Source organism: Mumia sp. ZJ430 (genome assembly GCF_011751845.1).
Classification (GTDB): Bacteria; Actinomycetota; Actinomycetes; order Propionibacteriales; family Nocardioidaceae; genus Mumia.
The window spans coordinates 661,357-677,201 of record NZ_JAAHFK010000004.1 but is presented as its reverse complement, the minus strand read 5'-3'; the positions used below and the strand labels follow the sequence as shown (position 1 = coordinate 677,201).

The 15,845-nt window shown below is 72.4% G+C and carries 14 protein-coding genes; 5 read left to right on the top strand and 9 right to left on the bottom strand.

What is annotated here, in order from left to right; all coding sequences use genetic code 11:
• Positions 1-66 precede the first annotated feature (66 nt).
• Positions 67-2,412: a CDP-alcohol phosphatidyltransferase family protein gene (locus HCT63_RS19395; protein WP_208322523.1), complete on the top strand. Its 2,346-nt coding sequence runs from the start codon at positions 67-69 to the stop codon at positions 2,410-2,412.
• A complete protein-coding gene (locus tag HCT63_RS19390; RefSeq protein WP_167008787.1) occupies positions 2,409-2,810 on the top strand; it encodes a hypothetical protein in 402 nt (133 codons plus the stop codon). Before HCT63_RS19395 ends, HCT63_RS19390 begins: the two co-directional genes overlap by 4 nt.
• On the opposite strand, the gene HCT63_RS19385 is transcribed toward HCT63_RS19390, so the two are convergent.
• From HCT63_RS19385 to HCT63_RS19375, 3 genes are all read right to left on the bottom strand, one after another.
• Positions 2,757-3,497, bottom strand: coding sequence for a zf-HC2 domain-containing protein (locus HCT63_RS19385; RefSeq protein ID WP_167008784.1), 741 nt, complete (start codon positions 3,495-3,497; stop codon positions 2,757-2,759). The genes HCT63_RS19390 and HCT63_RS19385 overlap by 54 nt on opposite strands.
• A complete protein-coding gene (locus HCT63_RS19380; RefSeq protein WP_167008781.1) occupies positions 3,494-4,003 on the bottom strand; it encodes a sigma-70 family RNA polymerase sigma factor in 510 nt (169 codons plus the stop codon). Before HCT63_RS19380 ends, HCT63_RS19385 begins: the two co-directional genes overlap by 4 nt.
• 81 nt (positions 4,004-4,084) lie before the next feature.
• The gene (locus HCT63_RS19375) at positions 4,085-4,993 is read right to left on the bottom strand and encodes an aminoglycoside phosphotransferase family protein (RefSeq protein ID WP_167009347.1); all 909 of its coding nucleotides are present in this window, start codon (positions 4,991-4,993) and stop codon (positions 4,085-4,087) included.
• A 91-nt stretch (positions 4,994-5,084) separates the two neighbouring features.
• On the opposite strand from HCT63_RS19375, the gene HCT63_RS19370 reads away from it, so the two are divergent.
• Entirely contained in the window at positions 5,085-5,405 is a 321-nt protein-coding gene (locus HCT63_RS19370) for a hypothetical protein (RefSeq protein ID WP_167008778.1), read from the top strand.
• 13 nt (positions 5,406-5,418) lie between these two features.
• On the opposite strand, the gene HCT63_RS19365 is transcribed toward HCT63_RS19370, so the two are convergent.
• From HCT63_RS19365 to HCT63_RS19340, 6 genes are read right to left on the bottom strand one after another with little or no spacing between them, the layout of a single operon-like run.
• Positions 5,419-6,174, bottom strand: a complete 756-nt coding sequence (locus tag HCT63_RS19365; RefSeq protein ID WP_167008775.1) for a DUF2182 domain-containing protein — start codon at positions 6,172-6,174, stop codon at positions 5,419-5,421.
• Positions 6,171-8,297 (bottom strand): tyrosinase family protein, encoded by a 2,127-nt coding sequence (locus tag HCT63_RS19360; RefSeq protein WP_167008772.1) that lies wholly within the window; start codon positions 8,295-8,297, stop codon positions 6,171-6,173. Before HCT63_RS19360 ends, HCT63_RS19365 begins: the two co-directional genes overlap by 4 nt.
• Before the next feature lie 12 nt (positions 8,298-8,309).
• Complete coding sequence (locus HCT63_RS19355) at positions 8,310-9,431, bottom strand: hypothetical protein (RefSeq protein WP_167008769.1); 1,122 nt, start codon at positions 9,429-9,431, stop codon at positions 8,310-8,312.
• Positions 9,428-9,856 carry a hypothetical protein gene (locus tag HCT63_RS19350; RefSeq protein ID WP_167008766.1) on the bottom strand — a complete coding sequence of 143 codons (429 nt, stop codon included), beginning with the start codon at positions 9,854-9,856 and terminating at the stop codon, positions 9,428-9,430. The genes HCT63_RS19355 and HCT63_RS19350 overlap by 4 nt, the downstream gene beginning before the upstream one ends.
• A 22-nt stretch (positions 9,857-9,878) precedes the next feature.
• Positions 9,879-11,129 carry a hypothetical protein gene (locus HCT63_RS19345; RefSeq protein ID WP_167008763.1) on the bottom strand — a complete coding sequence of 417 codons (1,251 nt, stop codon included), beginning with the start codon at positions 11,127-11,129 and terminating at the stop codon, positions 9,879-9,881.
• On the bottom strand, positions 11,126-13,603 hold the full coding sequence (locus HCT63_RS19340) for a hypothetical protein (RefSeq protein ID WP_167007269.1): 2,478 nt from the start codon (positions 13,601-13,603) through the stop codon (positions 11,126-11,128). The genes HCT63_RS19345 and HCT63_RS19340 overlap by 4 nt, the downstream gene beginning before the upstream one ends.
• Positions 13,604-13,899: 296 nt before the next feature.
• On the opposite strand from HCT63_RS19340, the gene HCT63_RS19335 reads away from it, so the two are divergent.
• Both HCT63_RS19335 and HCT63_RS19330 read left to right on the top strand, forming a co-directional pair.
• Positions 13,900-14,586 carry a bacterial transcriptional activator domain-containing protein gene (locus tag HCT63_RS19335; protein ID WP_167008760.1) on the top strand — a complete coding sequence of 229 codons (687 nt, stop codon included), beginning with the start codon at positions 13,900-13,902 and terminating at the stop codon, positions 14,584-14,586.
• 39 nt (positions 14,587-14,625) lie between these two features.
• The gene (locus tag HCT63_RS19330) at positions 14,626-15,789 is read left to right on the top strand and encodes a PQQ-dependent sugar dehydrogenase (protein WP_167008758.1); all 1,164 of its coding nucleotides are present in this window, start codon (positions 14,626-14,628) and stop codon (positions 15,787-15,789) included.
• Positions 15,790-15,845 lie beyond the last annotated feature (56 nt).

Genomic DNA, 15,845 nt, shown 5'->3' with positions numbered 1-15,845 from the left:
CGCCCGATTGAACCGATCCGTCACCGCGACCGTTTCTGGTCATGTACCGAGGAACACGGAGGAGCCGTGCCGGAGGTTCAACGTTGGCCGTGGGTCGGCCTGACCGCATCGCTGCTGATGGTCGTGCTGCTCGACCTGCGGGTCGGGCTCAGCGAGGTGGGCTGGGTCGGCGGCGGCGTCCTGGCGGTCGGGGTCGCCGTCCTGCTGGGCCGCGCTCTCGTACGGACGCGGACGCGGCGGTTCGGGTCCGCGAACGCGGTCACGCTATCCCGCTCGGCCCTCACCGTGGCGGTGGCCGCGCTCGCCGTCGGTACGGATCTGCGGGGTCGCGCCCTCGTCGTTCTCGTCAGCCTCGCGGCACTCGCCCTCGTGCTCGATCTCGTCGACGGCCGCGTCGCGCGCCGTACCGGCACCGTGAGCACCCTCGGCGCCCGGTTCGACATGGAGGTCGATGCGCTGCTCGTCCTCGTGCTGAGCGTGGCCGTCGTCCGGTCCCTCGGCTGGTCCGTTGCCTGGGTCCTGGTGATCGGGGCGGCGCGCTACCTCCTGCTGGCCGCGGCGGCCGTCCTCCCCTGGCTGCGTGAGCCGACCCCCGTACGCCCGTGGGCGAAGGTCGTGGCGTCTGTCCAAGGCGTCGCCCTCACCGTCGTCGTCGCGGGAGTGCTGCCCCGTACGGTCGCGCTCGGCGTGCTGGTCGCGGCGCTCGCTCTTCTCTCCGAGTCGTTCGGGTGGCAGGTGCGCTGGCTGTGGCGGCACCGCGCCCGCGGTCGTACGGCCCGTCCCGCGCCGGCAGTCGTCGCACCGGCAGCGACGGCGGCGGCAGCCCTCGTCGTCTGGGCCGCGCTCGTCCTTCCCGACCGCGCGACCGATCTGTCTGCCGCGAGCCTGCTGCGCGTCCCGCTGGAGGGGGCGGTGCTCCTGGGGTTGGCGGTGCTGGTCCCGCCCCGCGCCGCCCGAGCAGCCGCGGTCGGCGCTGGGCTCGTGATCGCTGTCGTGGTCCTGCTCAAGGTCCTCGAAGGGGTGTTCTGGGGCGTCTTCGACCGCCCGTTCGACCTGCTCAACGACGGCTACTACCTCGGGCCCGGCTTCGGCGTGCTCGTGGACTCGATCGGCAGAGCCGCGGCGGTGGGCGCCGTCGCCGCACTCGTGCTGGCCGTCGTCGCGCTCGCGGTGACGCTGCCGTGGAGCCTGCTGCGCCTGGCCCGCGTGGCCCGCGGACGGCGAGCGCTGGCGCTCGGTGTCGCTGCGCTCATGGCGCTGCTCTGGGTGGGCGCGACCGTGACGGGTGCGCGGATCCCCGGCGGCGCCGGTGTCGCGACCGCCTCGACGACCACGGCCGCGTACGACCAGGTCACGCGCCTGCGCGCGGACCTCGCTGACCGCAAGGCGTTCGGTGCGGCGATCCGCCACGATTCGTACGCGAACGTCCCACCCGACCGGCTGCTGACCGCCCTGCGCGGCAAGGACGTGCTCCTCGTCTTCGTCGAGAGCTACGGCCGCGTCGCCGTCGAGGGCTCCCACTTCTCGCCGGCGGTGTCCTCGGCGCTGGTCCGGGGGACACAGCGCCTCACGGCGGCCGGGTATGCGACGCGCAGCGCGTACCTCACCTCGCCGACCTTCGGCGGAGGGAGCTGGCTGGCCCACGCCACGATGCAGTCCGGGCTCTGGGTCGACAGCCAGCAGCGCTACGACCAGCTGTTGAGCACGCGGCGCCTCACGCTCAGCGCGGCGTTCGGCCGCGCCGGATGGCGCACGGTGCTCGACGCACCTGCCACGACGCGGCCGTGGCCGCAGGGCGCGCGCTTCTACGGCGTCGACCGGCTGTACGGCGCAGCGGACGTGGGCTATCGCGGCCCCGCATTCAGCTACGCGACGATGCCCGACCAGTACGTGCTCGCCGCGCTGCACCGCCTCGAGCTGGCAGGCAAGGATCGCCGACCGGTGATGGCGGAGATCGATCTCGTCTCCAGCCACCACCCGTGGACCCCGCTCCCCCGCATGGTCGGCTGGGACGAGGTCGGCGACGGCTCGGTCTTCGACGACATGCCGTCCCAGGGCCTGTCACCCCGCCAGGCCGTCGGTGATCCCGACCGGGTCCGAGAGCTCTACGGCCGCTCGATCGTCTACAGCTGGCAGGCGCTCGTCTCCTACCTGGACCACTACCGCGACCCGAATCTGGTGGTCATCGCTCTCGGGGACCACCAGCCGCACCGCTCCGTGAGCGGCCGCGACCCCGGGCGCGACGTCCCGGTCTCCGTGATCGCGCAGGACCCCCAGGTCCTCCGCGCGATCACGGGGTGGGACTGGCGGCCCGGGCTTCTCCCCGCTCCGGACGCGCCCGTCTGGCCGATGGACCGCTTCCGCAACACGTTCCTCAGAACATTCAGCCTCGAGGGAAGGAACCCGTCATGAACATTCGCATCGTCGCAGCACTCACCGTGCTCGTCTCCGCAGTCGTCCACCTGTGGTTGTGGCTGGACGGCGTCAAGGACCAAGGGACGGTCGGCGGCCTGTTCGTCGTCAACGTCGTCGCCGGTGTCGTGATCGCCGTCCTGCTCGTGACCTGGAAGCACTGGATCCCGCTGTTCCTCACCGCCGGCTTCGGCCTCGCGACGCTCGTGGCGTTCCTGATCTCTGCGACGGTCGGCCTGTTCGGCGTCGAGACCGGCTGGAGCTGGTACGCATGGGTGGCCGCGATCAGCGAGGTGCTCGCCGTGATCCTCGCCGTCGCCGCCGCCTCACGCGAGGGCTACCTCTCACGCGGGGGTACGCAGCACGGCGGATCCGTCGGCGTCGCGCACCTCCACTGACGCGATGTCGGCACGCGGCGTCGCGGTGGCTGCCGTCAGGTGCATCGTCTTGCCCGGCAGCCCCCGCCACGTCGCCACATGCTCTTCCTGTCCGTCGCGGGTGAGGACGACCAGTGCGTACGTCGCCGCACCGCCGTACTCGCCCTCGTACGGTCCTGCCGTCGGATAGCTGCAGGTGAGCGCCAGCTTCGTCCCCCACGCGACGGTGCTCAGCGCGAGCTGCGCCGTCATCGAGGTCTCCTCCTCGGCCGGCACCATCGGCGTGCCCGTCGGCTCGGTGGTGGGCTGGCTCGTCGGCTCGGTGGTGGGCTGGCTCGTCGGGGGGTTCTGCGCAGCGGGCTCGTCGCGGCTCCCCCACTGCGCCCCGGCCGCGAAGCCGCCGGCCACCACCGCGACCGCAGCGGCTGCGGCGATGCCGACGCTCACCCACCGACGCCGCTGCCGCTGCCGTGCGGCGAGCGCCAGGACGGTCGGCCGCAGGCTCTCGGGCAAGGGCTCGTCCGTCTCGGGCGGGTCCCAGACGTCGACGGGCACCTTCGACAGCAGCCCGGGAAGTCCGGCGAGCTCCTGGACCGCCTGCTGGCACGCCTCGCACCCCGCGAGGTGGTTCTCAAACTCGAGCCGGTCCGCGGTGGACAGCGATCCCAGGACGTACGCACCGTCGAGATGCTCGTAGGGACACGTCATGCCGTCACCCCTCTCTCTTCGAGCGCGAGGCGCAAGGCCCGCAGAGCGTAGTGCGTGCGCGACTTCACGGTCCCGGTCGGCACCCCGAGGCGCGTGGCGGCATCGGCGACCGACGCGCCCCGGAAGTAGCACTCCACAAGGACGGCGCGGTGCTCGTCCGACAGCTGTGTCAGCGCATCGGCGACCATCCAGGAGGTCAAGAGCTGGTCCGTACGATCCGACTCGCCGGCGTCGGGCACGTCCGCGACGACGACCTCACCTCGCACTTTCCTCGCCCTCCAGTCGTCGATGACGATGTTGCGCGCCACGGTGAACAGCCACGCGCGCACCGAGCCCTGAGAGCGCTCGAGCGTCGGCGCTGCACGCCAGGCGCGGAGCAGGGTCTCCTGGACGACATCCTCCGACCGTGCCCGGTCGTACCCGGTCAGACGCAGGCAGAACCGCCACAGCGCCTCCGCATGGGCGTCGTGGAGCCGCTCCATCACCGCGTCGGGGCTCTCGGACATGACACCTCCGCCCTCTACCACGTCCTGGGGGGCCGGATGGTTCACAGCAGACCACGTCGACGCCGCCGACGTCGAGGGCGCTCAGGCGTCGGCGAGCACCTGCGCGAGCGTGTGCTCGCCGATCGCGCGCAGCATCGGGGCATCGTCGGACGAGGTGACAAGCAGGGTCCCGAACAACGCTGCCCATGCGAGAGCACGGTCCCAGGTCGCGTCGTCGGCGTAGCCTGCCTCCGACACGCGCCGGCGGAACACCGCCCGGTCCCGCGGCCCGAACGTCAGCCACGCCGTCGCGAGGTCACTGGCGGGGTCGCCGGACGTGACGTCGCCGAAGTCGATCACCGCGGAGAGCGTGGGCGACCCGTCCGCGGACGGCGCGGCCAGCAGGTTCGCCGGGTGCAGGTCGCCGTGGACCCACAGCGCGGGCCCGTCCCAGGGCGGCGTCGGCAGGAGCCGGTCCCAGAGGGCGAGGAGCACGTCGGCGTACGGCACGTGGCCGGTCGCGAGCCGTTCGCGCATGCCGTCGTCGCGCGCAGAGAGCGGCACTCCCCGGTACGCGCTCGCGGGCGCCTCGGCAGGAGCCGGACGGTGCAGCGCGACCACGAACGCGGCGAGCGGCTCCATCAGTCCTCCGCGCTCGCCGAGGGTCAGGTCTCCCACCGCCTGCCCGGGGAACCACGGCACGATGCTCCACGCCCACGGGTACGCCGGCCCGCGGGTGCCGTCACTCGGCTTCCCGGTGCGTACGGGCGCGGGGACGCGGGCCGGGAGGTGCGGCGCGAGGACCGGCAACCACTCCTGCTCGTGGCGGACGAGGGCGGCTGCGAGCGCACGGCGCGGCATCCGGAGCGCCAGCGTGTCACCGAGCCGCAGCACCACGTTGTCCCAGCCGTTCGCGACGACCCTCAGCGGGAGGGCCGCGAGGTCGGGATGCTGGGCCTCAAGGAGGCCTCGCACGAGCGGCACGGTGACGTCGATCTCGGCGGCAGGCATCGGGGGCACCGGTCGATGGTAGGCCGCATGATCCACCACTGGAGACACACGCACTGGACCACTGACCCGGACAACCGCCATCCTGGTCCGCATGAGCGACGACCCTGCGACCGTGAGCCCGGGAGGGGTCACGTACGGCAAGCGCGCCGCGCACCTTCCGCCGAGCAGCGCGGGTCCTGACTGGCCATACCCGACCTGCGTCCGGTTCTGCGCGATACCCCACGAGGTCGGCGCTCCCTGCCGGTCGTTCGGCGAGGAGGTCTTCCTGAGCCTCAGCGGCGTCGATCCTGAGACCGGCGAGCCCACCTTCGCGCTGGTCTTTCCCGGCGGACCGGGCACTCCCGAGGTCATCCTGACGGCCTACCAGGCCTCTGTCCTCGCTGCGGAGCTGTCGCCCGAGAGCCTGCGCTGACGATCCCGGCCGCTCAGTGCTGGTGCTCGGCGGGGTGCCCGGGCAACGGCGCCTCGCCGCCGACCACCCCGTACGAGAGCGCGAGCGAGAGCAGCCCCAGACCGACCACGACGAGCGCGCCGTCCGCTCGTGAGACGTTGCCGCCGCGTCGGCGCTCGACCACGCCGAGCACAGTGGCAAGGGCCATCACGACGAGTCCGTGCCCGATCATCACCGCCGTCATGAGCACCCAGCACGTCGCGACGCACCGCCTCGCGGTCGCCATGCCATAGCGGGCGCAGTCACGATCAGCGCGCCACCCACGCGGCGCGAGCGGCCTCGTCATGGCGCACTGGCGCACGAGGCGTTGGCGGCCCGGAGCGACGTACGCCACCACCGCGACCGCGAAGCCGACCACGATCGCGGGGCGCCACCCGATCGCGATGACCAGGAGTCCCCCGAGCGTGATCGTGACGGCAGCGACGACCGTCCACACCGCGAGGTAGCCGACGAGATAGGCGCCCGCGGCCCGGTAGCGCCGCGGCCAGAGGCTGGTGTGCGCGACATGGGCGACCTGCGGCAGGACGAACGGCACCATCATCGCCGTCGACATCACCGCCGCGTGCGACAGCGCGTGCAGCGGAGGGTGGACCTCACCCGACCCGAAGAAGTGGCCTGGCTCGCCCAGCCCGACGGCAAGCAGCGATGCCCATGCCGCGGCAGCGAGCGCCACGGCACACCACTCGGGGTGGTACCAGTGCGTCCGTACAACGAGGCCGGCCGTGCTCATGAGTAGAAGAGGCTCACGCGGCCGACCGAGATGTCACCTTCCTCCGTGCGGCCCGACTTGTCGGGCAAGGGCGTGAACGCCACGGTCAGCTTCTTGGGGTCCCACTGACCGGCTGCGGACAACGCCTTCACGATCTTCGTGATCTCGAACGTCGCGTTCTTGCCGCTGCCGCTGTGGGTATCGCTTCGCCGCGATGCCTCGATGACACCGAACATCGGCAGCTGACCGACCTCACGATCAGGGAACTCCGTCGCGCGGGCACCGGCCGGCACGTTCACGTGGACGAGGACGGGACCCGCGCTGAGCCGGGTCGCGGTGATGTTCTCGAGCCGGAGGAAGACCCGGGAGCCGGGCGGCACCGTGCCGGCCTCGTCGACGAGGCGCGCGAGCGGACCACGCGGCGCGCTGACGTCGATCGGCACCGAGGACGGGCCGGACCGGATCGGCACCGGGCCGCTCGATGCTCCGACCAGCTCAGGAGGACGCGTCTCCTCCTCTCCGAACTCTTCCCCCTCGCCCGTCGGCTCGCCGAACGCCTCCCGGGCGCCCCTCTCGGGCATGTCGGAGTAGCGATAGCCCAGCGGTGGCCGACGAGGGTCGATCACCTGCTCGGTCGTCATCGATGTCGTCGTCCCGCCGGTTCCAAAGACCCATCGAGCGTCTCGCCACTGCCGCTCCCGCGGGTTGCGGCGGCGGGGCTGTCGCAACCACACCTCCCACAGCCGGTCGATGTTCGCGTGGTGCAGCCAGAACACGGGGTCCTGCCCTGCCGTCTCGAAGCGTGACATCAGACCCAGCGGGACCCGGCCGCCGACCGCGACGTGCACGTCTCCGTGCGGCGTCGCCTCGAGCGTTCCCGCACCGGGCCCATTCTCATGGGTCCCCACCGGCGCCGTCCGCCCCCCGAACGCCGGGAGGAACCGGTCGCTGAACGACGTCTGATCCATCGCGCCCTTCACGGCGACGTCCCGAGGGTCCATAGGATCCCCGCGTCTGATCGACTCGCTGCGCAGGCGGACCATCAGGGGGTTGTCGACGTTGTCGGGCGTCCGCGCGGCGAGGAACGCCGGTGGAAGCTTCCGGACGTCGGGACGGCTGGCGTCGCTGTAGTTCCAGAACGGTAGCGCCCAGCCGTTCGGGCCACCGAGCCGCACGATCTCGTCGCGGACGATGCGCTCGAAGTGGTAGAGATACACGCGATGCCACGGCAGGAAGTGCCAGCTCTCGTGCTCGCACGTGTTCCAGCGCGCCCCGGACGGCCAGGCGGACCGCGAGATGTCGGTCCCGTGGGTCTCGGCCAGGTGCCGCCAGCACCGTGGATCGGGGAAGCTCCCCGAATCGCGGGCCTGGAGCGCGGCGACCGCGCGGGCGTACCAGAGGATCGTCGGGTGCCACACGTTCGTGGCGCTCAGCGTCCAGACGTCCTCGCGGACCCGCACGGCAGGGGCGGGCGTGGGAGTCGGGGTCGGGGTCGGGGTCGGGGTCGGCGTCGGTGTGGGTGTGGGTGCGGGTGTCGGGGTAGGCGTGGGTGTGGGCGTCGGCCCGGGCAGCGGCGTCACCGCCAGCTTCTCCAGCTCCGGCCAGGTCTTCGGCCCGATCACTCCGTCACGGACCAGCCCGCGGCAGGCCTGGAACATCTTCGTCGCGAGCTCGGTCCCCTGCCCGAACCGGCAGTCGACGACCAGCGGGTCCTGCCCGATCGCCTTCAGCTGCGGCTGGAGCGACGAGATGTACTGGCGCGTGGCCTGGCTCGTGTCCGAGCACGCCGGGGTCCCTGCACGCCACGAAGAGAGAAACCGGTTGAGCAGGTGCTGGGCGTAGCCGACCGCAGGGTTGCGTGCCCGAGACGCCGAGGTGCTCCGGTGGAGCAGCGGCCGCGGGCCCACAGGAGCGGCGGGAGGGCCCTCGCCGGGTGCGCACCGGTGCGGCCCCCACGTCTCTCCCTCGGTGGTGGGCGTCTCGGTCCACTCGGTCTCCGTGCCCCACTCGGTCTCGGTGCCCCACTCCGCCTCGGGGGCAGACTGGGTCTCGGTCCACTCCGCCGCGAACGGGCTCTCGTCGAACCACTCACGCGTCGCGGGGTCGGCCTCGGTCGTCTGCCACGGCGCCTCGTCCTCGTGCATGATCCACCCCCGTCATCGCTTCGGCAGCGGACGCGGCGCCGCCACGACCTGAACCGGCGTGGGCCGTTCCTTGAGGTTGCGCCCTGATGCGGCCGCCCACTCCGTGATCACGCGGCGCACCTCGGTGCCGAGCGGCACCGCGCCCGCCGGCAACGGCGGCAGAGCCGGCGGCACCGTGCTCTGGTAAAGCAGCCATGCCCGCCCGCTGTCGGTCACCCATCCCGCCTCCAGCGCGCGCAGCACGAGCGAGAGCTCCTGCGCCATCGCAAAGAACGAGTTCGCACGCGAGTGTGGCGGCAGGCCGACGCGCTCCCCGATCACCCGCAGGCGATCGGCCGCGCTCGTCGCCTGGGCCCGCAGGTCGATCACGACGGGCGTGTTCGACCCGAGCGTCAGCTCGACCCACCCCATCGCGGTCGTCGCGGCGAGCTCCTCGCGGCTCAGCAGCGCGTTCTGGCGCCGCGATCGCAGCATGAAGCCGAGCTGCTCGGCGAGCCGATAGATCCGGTCGTCGTCGGTGGTGTTGCCCGCGACCAGGTTCCGGACGTTCTCGATCGCCCGCCACAGCTCGTACAGGAGCTCCTCGAGGAGCGCGACGAACGTGCGGTTGGACGCCTCGGCCTTCTCGTACGGGTACGGGGCGTTGGTGTCCGTGCCGTGGGCGAGGTCCATGCCGAACATCCGGTAGTACGCGTTGCGGCGTACGGCCTCGGCGTCGGGACGCACATTGCTGGTCGACAGCCACGCGGAGACCGGGTTGTGCGCGTTGAACAGCAGCGCCTCCGTCGCGTCCAGCCAACGCTGGGTCGACACGGAAGGGATGCCGAGGCCCTCACCGCCACGGAACGCCCGGACGACACGCGCGAGGATCTGCGCGGCCCGCGTGTTCTCGATCGCGTACGCATAGATCAGGTGGTCCCAGGCCGGCTGAGCCAGCATCGGGACGGTGCTGAACGCCCCCTCGGTGAAGAGTGCCACGCGCGCCGGACCCGCCGGAGCAGGATTGGGCGCCCACGGGTTCGCGGCGTCGAGCACCTGCTCCATCCGCCACACGAGGTCGAGCGGGTCGGCCGTGATGACCTGGCCCTCGGCAACCGGACCGCCGCCAAGCTGTTGGACGAGCTGCGTGATCATGCCACCTGCTCCTCGTCGTACTCGCCGTAACCAGCGTCGACGACCGGCTGAGCCTGCCCGATGAACAGCACCGGCTCCTCGAAGTCCGTCGACAGCTGCTGGAAGTTGGAGTCCCGATCTCCACCGAGCGCCCCACGGATGAGGACCACCGCCTCGGCGACGCCGGGCTCGAGCTCGAGCGCCGTGGACGGCGGAACGATGCTGCGCAGCGGGCCCATCACCTCCGCAATCTCGGCGAGCCCGATCGCCAGGCCGTCGAGCCCCGCGATCCCGCCGAGCGTCGTCCACACCTTCGTGAGCTCCTCGGCGGTGCTCTGCTGCATCATCTCCATGGCGTCGAGGAGCGCCTCCGTACGCTCCTCGATCGCTGCCACCGACGACGCCAGCGTCTTCATCGTCGGGTTCCCGGTCGCCTTCTTCGCCACGTCTCTCACCTCCGTCGGCCGCTCACGCGGCTACGCTCTGTTGGCCGGTCATCCAGGTCCTGGCCCGCGAGATCCACTCGCCTGCCCGCTGGGGGTTCTCCGCCTCACGCAGCCCGGCCAGCGCGATCAGGCGGATGCCGTCCGTGCGGCGCCAGTGCGGCGACGTCCACAACGACGGTCCCGCCGTACGTTCAAGCTCCGCAAGGGCGCTCGGCGACACGCGCGAGGCGTCGACGAGGGCGCCGATGGGCCGGTCGCGGAACCCCGGGACGCGGCTGTCGAGGCACGTGGCCGCGAGGGCGTCCATCCGCCGGTGCGACCGCAGCAGGAGCGGGACGGTCGCCGCCTCCGCGCGGCTCGGTGGGTACGTCGTGAGGACTGCACGTTCCAGCCGGTCCCACGGGCCCGCTCCGTAGACGTGACGGCACATCGCGCAGCCCAGGAGCGTACGCAGCCAGCCGATCGGGTGCGGGTCGCCGAGCGGCCAGCGGAAGAGCGTCCGCTCGTCGGCGACCACGTCGTGCAGGGCGGCGACGGAGGCGTAGCCGGTGAGCACGAACGCGTACACGTCTGCGGCGATCTCGCTGCTCCACGGCTGCCACATCGCGCGCAGTGCCGGGTCGTCGGCCAGGGTCTCCCCGAGGGCCTTCCCGAGCGCGTCGTTCCACCCCGAGAGGTGGGCGACCTGATGGCCGGCCTCGTGGAACAGCGACGTCGGGCGGTAGAGGTTGTGCCGCACGATCTTGACGGCGGCGACGGGATTCACCGTCCCGGGTGCCCACAGACGGATGCCTACCCGCAGGATGCTGGCGCCCAGGCCCTCACCGAGGTACGTGAGCACCGGCGGGACAGGCAGGCCCAACGGTCGGAGGACCTGCTCGATGCTCTGGTAGGCGATGGAGTCGAGGAACTGCAGCGCCGCGCGCAGGTGGGTGCTCGTGCGGGTGTTGACGGCCTGTCCGAAGAAGTCGAGCGTCGTCTCCACCTGGACGTAGCGGCGGCGGAACTGCTGGACCGCTGCCTGCGCCTCGGCGAGGGCGGACGGGTCGAGGCGGCTCGCCCGCACCGCCGCCGCGCTCGTGCGGCCGGCCTCGAGCAGCTGCTCGACCGTACGAGCAAGCTCGCTGCGCACCGGAACGCCGATCGAGTGCTCGAGCGACTCCCACGCGTGCCGCGACGCGAACTCCTCTGCGTCGACGAAGCACTGCGCCGCGCCCAGCCAGTGGCCGAGCTGGCGCTCCAGCTCCTCGGCGATCAGGCGGTGCTCGTTCACGGCTTGGCCCTCCCCGGCGTGACGGTGACGGTCACGGCAGAGGGCGCCGCAGGTGCGGCAGCAGGTGCGGGTGGGGCGGGCGACGCCGCTGGTGCGGTCGGCTCAGCGGCCGGCGCCGTCGGCGCGGGGGCCGGCGCGTCGTCGTCTGCTTCGGACGCGGTCGGCGGAACGCCCCTGGCGTGCACGGTCACCGTCACGCCGCTGGCGGGGTCCTGGGCCGCTCGGACGAACTCGTGTCCACGCGTCCGTGCCCACTCCGCCAGCGCCTTGGCGATGCTCGCCCTGACCCGGCGACCGGGCCTCGGTCCCGCTCCTCGGAGGGCGACCCGACCGCGGCCCCGACCGCGGCCACGACCCCGGCGGCCCGATGACCGGCGCCTGCGCGCGGCAGCGCCGCCGGTCGCAGCGAACGCAGCCCGCAGCAGCGCCCGGAGCAGGGTCGTTCCCCCACGCCCCGCGGACACCGAGGCGGCGAGCCGCTGGGCGTCCGCCTCGGAGAAGTACAGCGACAGCCGGAGGTCCCCGCGCGCCTCGTCGGTCCGTACCCGCTCGTCGCTGGGCCGGGTCGCCTCGCCCGTGGTGGTCGGCGCTACCGGCGCCTCGACCTGACCGACGGGTTCGAGGTGGAAGAAGCGCTGCCCGACCGAGATGCGGTGGCGTGACTCCAGGAACCGCGCAGGGACGTCGACACCGAGCCGCGGCTCGCGCAGCAGCAGCCCTGCCGTCTGGACGGTCAGCGCGTGGAGCTGGTGGTGGGCACCGCGCGGGAACGCGGCCCCGCCGATCCGCTCCAGGCGCGCCAGCCGGGTCAGCGTCGTCCCGGGCCCCGACTCGAACAGGTGGACACGGAACCTGCCCGGCAGGCTGATCCCCGCCGCGCGCAGCGCCGCATCGAGCTTCACTCCCTCGAACGTCGTGATCGAGGCCGCGACGGCCACGGTCAGCTCGATCTCGGGGACGCGCGAAAACTTCTTGTACGCGTACGCCCTGCGCGCGTGCCGCACCACGAACGACCCGCCGAGCGACGGCGCGATCTGCAGGTCGGGGCGGACGAGCGGGGTGGGGAAGTTCGCAGCCACCGCCTGCTCGAAGGCCTCCGTGAGCGCAACCTGGAGCAGGTCCTCGTCCTCGAAGAACTCCGCGGGCTGCTCCGAGAGCCGGCGCACGGTGTCCTCGACCGTGGCGGCCAGGGTCGCCGGTGCGGCCTCCTGCTCGAGCTCGCCCGGACGTCCCTGCTCGAGCCCGATCACGCGCAGGCCGACGTCGACGATGGCCGACGAGAGTGGTCCGGACATCTTCGGCCCGACCCACTGGCTGATGAGCTTCGCGAGGAAGCCCGACAGGAAGCCGACCACCTTGGGACGCCCGACGAGGCGGATGCCGAGCCGAAGCGCCGGAAGGATAGCGGGGATGAACTGGTCGATCGCCGGGGTGAGGTCCTCGCCCTCGGGCGCCGCCTGAAGCCGGTCGATGAACGCGCTGCGCGCCTCGGCGAGCATCTCGAGCTCGTCGGACGCCGCAGGCGCGGCACCTCGCTCCTGGTCGTGCCCGAAGCTTTCGCCCTGCTCGAGCGCTTCGCCCCCGAGCACGGACTCGGCCAGCGCCGCGTCCAGCGACTCGGCGAGGGTCTCCGGGTCGCCCACAGCGACCGGCGTAGGCGCGAACGACTCGCCGAGGAACTCCTCCTCGGCCTCGCTCTCCACCAGCTCCTCGGTCTCCTTCTGTCCAAGACCGAAGCGCTTGGCCAGCGCACGCGCGGGTTCGTGGAGGGCGGCAGGGAGCTTGTTGATCGCGATCGCCAGCACGCGCTGCAGCAGCGGCCGTACGAGCGCCTTGAGCTTGTTGAGGATGGGCCCGAGAATCGGGAGCGCGGCCTTCGCGATCTTCCCTGCGGTCTTCACGACGGTCTTGACGACGCTCTTGGCCTTCTTGATCAACCCGCCGATGAATTCCTCGCCCGCCGGGGTGACACCGAGCGCGCCGACCTCGAACCGGTCGAGCAGCTCGTCCAGCTGGTCCGGCGCCAGGCCCTCCAGATCGAGGTTCTGGACATGGTCGGCGAAGCGCTGGACGCACCGTTCCGCCTCGGACCCGACCGGCGCGAGATGGGCGTCCGCGAGTTGCTGACGCTGCTCGGCGAGCTGCATCGGCTGTTCTCCGGCGAGCCGGGTGTCGGCCGCCTCGGCCGTCTCGGCGATCAGCTCGGCGAGCGCCTCGTCGAACTGCTCGTCCCGGATGCTCTCGAAGGCCTCGGCGATGAGCTCGCCGGCCTCGCCGTCGCCTTCGTCCTCCATGCCGAAGGCCTCGGCGAACGGCGTCGTCACCTCGGTCCACGGCATGAACCCAAGCGTCGCGGGCGGTGTTTCCGTACCGACCGCACCTTCGGAGAACGGCGTCTCGACCTCGAACGCCTCTGCGGTCTCGCCGATCACGGTCATCGCGCCCTCCCAGAGCTCGTCGTTGCCGACACGCACCAGCCTGCGAGGTGCCCGTACCCGCCACGCTCCCGTCGCCGCTCCGTCTGCGGCCCTGTCTCGTACCCGCTGTCGCCGCTGCCTCGTCCGTGCAGCGTCCCGCCGCCGTAGCCGGCCCCGTACCCCGTACCGTCCCGTGCAAGCAGGCCCGGCGACATTGGCGGCGGCGCGAGCCCTCGGAGGCCCTATGCTCGTGGGGTCGAAGACTTGTCGCGCAGACCGCCCGCGCCCGTCTCCGCCGTCGCGTGTCCCCCCGACGCCTCGTCCGGACGCGCCGCGGACTCAGGAGCAAACCGGTGGCCAGCTCGTACGGAACGCGTCGCGTCGGCGTCCTCGGCGGGCTCGGGACGCGGCCCGCCGAGCGGCTGTCAGGCGCAGGCCGCCGTGTGCTCGCCTACCTGGCGGTGAAGGGTCCCCGGACGAACCGGCTCCTCACGGGCACGGACCTGTGGCCTGAGGTCTCCGAGGCCCGCGCCCGGGCGAACCTGCGCCGCGCGCTGTGGCAGCTCCCGCGCCGCTGGGTACGTCCCGACGGCCTCGAGCTGGAGCTCGAGGCCTCGGTCGACCTCCTCGATGCGCGCCGGGTGGCCGATCAGGCGCTTGCCGACACGCCTGTCGGCGCCGACGGGGTGGAGATGCTGAAGCACGACCTCCTGCCCGGCTGGTACGAGCCCTGGGTCCTCGACGAGCAGGACCAGTTCCACCTGCGACGGATCCAGGCGCTCGAGGCCGTGTGCCGGACGGCGTCCGAGGCCGGGGCGTACCCGCTCGCGACCGGTGCCGGCCTCGCCGCCGTGTGCGCCGAGCCGCTCCGCGAGTCGGCCGTGACGGCGCTCGTCGAGGCGCTCGTACGGGAGGGGAACCGGGTCGAGGCCGCACGACGGTTCCGCGCGTACGCGCTACGGCTCCGCCAGGAGATCGGCGCCGCCCCCGGTGACGACTTGGTCGGCCTCGTCCGGCCGTTCCTGCGCCGCCGTCCGTGACCACTCGCCGAAGTGCGCGCGGCGAGACAGACTGAGGCGATGGACAGACGTCGTACCGCCATTGCCGTGGCCGTCCTCGCCTCGACCGCGTTGCTGCTGCCCGAGGGGGCGGTGGCCGCCGAGCCGCGAGCAGCCTCGCCGACATCGTCCGCCGCCCGGGCCGCGCCGATGCGTGTCTCGACCGTCCTGACGGGCCTGGACCACCCGTGGGACCTCGCGTTCGTCTCCTCGTCTCAGTTCTTGTTCACCCAGCGGGACCGCAAGACGATCTCGCTGGGGACGACCAGCGGCGCCAAGCGGGTCGTCGGGCGGGCGGCCGGCATCTGGGCCAGCGGCGAGACGGGGCTGATGGCGCTCGAGCTCGCGCCCGACTTCGCCCGTACGGGCACCTTCTACACCTGCCACGGCTACCGCTCGGGAGCGACGAAGGACGTCCGGGTCGCCCGCTGGCGCCTGAACGCCGCCCGGACGAGCGCGCGGCTCACCAAGACGATCGTGCGCGGCCTGCCCGCGACCAGCGGCCGTCACGGAGGATGCGCGCTCGCCTTCGGCCCCGGCGGCGCGCTGTTCATCGGCACCGGCGATGCGGCCGTCGGGCGCAACGCACAGCGCCTGCGCTCCGGCGGCGGCAAGGTCCTGCGGGTCAACCCTCGTACGGGCCGCGGGCTGCGGAGCAACCCGTACGCGAAGTCCCGCTACGCGATGAAACGACGCGTCTTCACGTACGGGCACCGCAACGTGCAGGGCCTCGCGCGGCGAGGCAACCGCATGTGGGCGGTGGAGCAGGGGTCGTACCGCGACGACGAGGTCAACGCGCTCTTCCGCAAGGGCAACTACGGCTGGAACCCGGTCCCGGGCTACAACGAGTCCGTCCCGATGACCGACCACGGCCTGCCGGGCAAGCAGCGCAGTCCCCGGTGGCGCTCGGGCGGCTCCACGCTGGCGACCACGGGTGCCGCCTGGCTGCGGGGATCGGTCTGGGGCAACCGGTCCGGCCGCGTGCTCGCCGTGACGGCGCTGAAGGCCGAGCAGATCCGGCTGCTGCGCTTCGACAGGCGTGGACGGCTGCGGGGGCAGTCCGTCGCGCTGCGGGGCCAGTACGGCCGGCTCCGCGCGGTGACCGTCGGGCCCGGCGGCGCGCTGTACGTGTCGACGTCGAACGGTGGCGGGAACGACCGCATCCTGCGGGTCCTGCCGAGGTGACGCCAAGCGATGTCCCCGGCGGTTACCCGCTGGTACGCTCCGGGGTGACCCAGGCC

Bases quoted from the DNA above. Each gene is read 5' to 3' on its own strand.
- HCT63_RS19330 (WP_167008758.1), top strand. From the start codon at position 14,626: ATGGACAGACGTCGTACCGCCATTGCCGTGGCCGTCCTCGCCTCGACC.
- HCT63_RS19370 (WP_167008778.1), top strand. From the start codon at position 5,085: ATGAGCGACGACCCTGCGACCGTGAGCCCGGGAGGGGTCACGTACGGC.
- HCT63_RS19355 (WP_167008769.1), bottom strand. From the start codon at position 9,431: ATGATCACGCAGCTCGTCCAACAGCTTGGCGGCGGTCCGGTTGCCGAG.
- HCT63_RS19375 (WP_167009347.1), bottom strand. From the start codon at position 4,993: ATGCCTGCCGCCGAGATCGACGTCACCGTGCCGCTCGTGCGAGGCCTC.
- HCT63_RS19385 (WP_167008784.1), bottom strand. From the start codon at position 3,497: ATGACGTGTCCCTACGAGCATCTCGACGGTGCGTACGTCCTGGGATCG.
- HCT63_RS19365 (WP_167008775.1), bottom strand. From the start codon at position 6,174: ATGAGCACGGCCGGCCTCGTTGTACGGACGCACTGGTACCACCCCGAG.
- HCT63_RS19380 (WP_167008781.1), bottom strand. From the start codon at position 4,003: ATGTCCGAGAGCCCCGACGCGGTGATGGAGCGGCTCCACGACGCCCAT.
- HCT63_RS19390 (WP_167008787.1), top strand. From the start codon at position 2,409: ATGAACATTCGCATCGTCGCAGCACTCACCGTGCTCGTCTCCGCAGTC.
- HCT63_RS19360 (WP_167008772.1), bottom strand. From the start codon at position 8,297: ATGCACGAGGACGAGGCGCCGTGGCAGACGACCGAGGCCGACCCCGCG.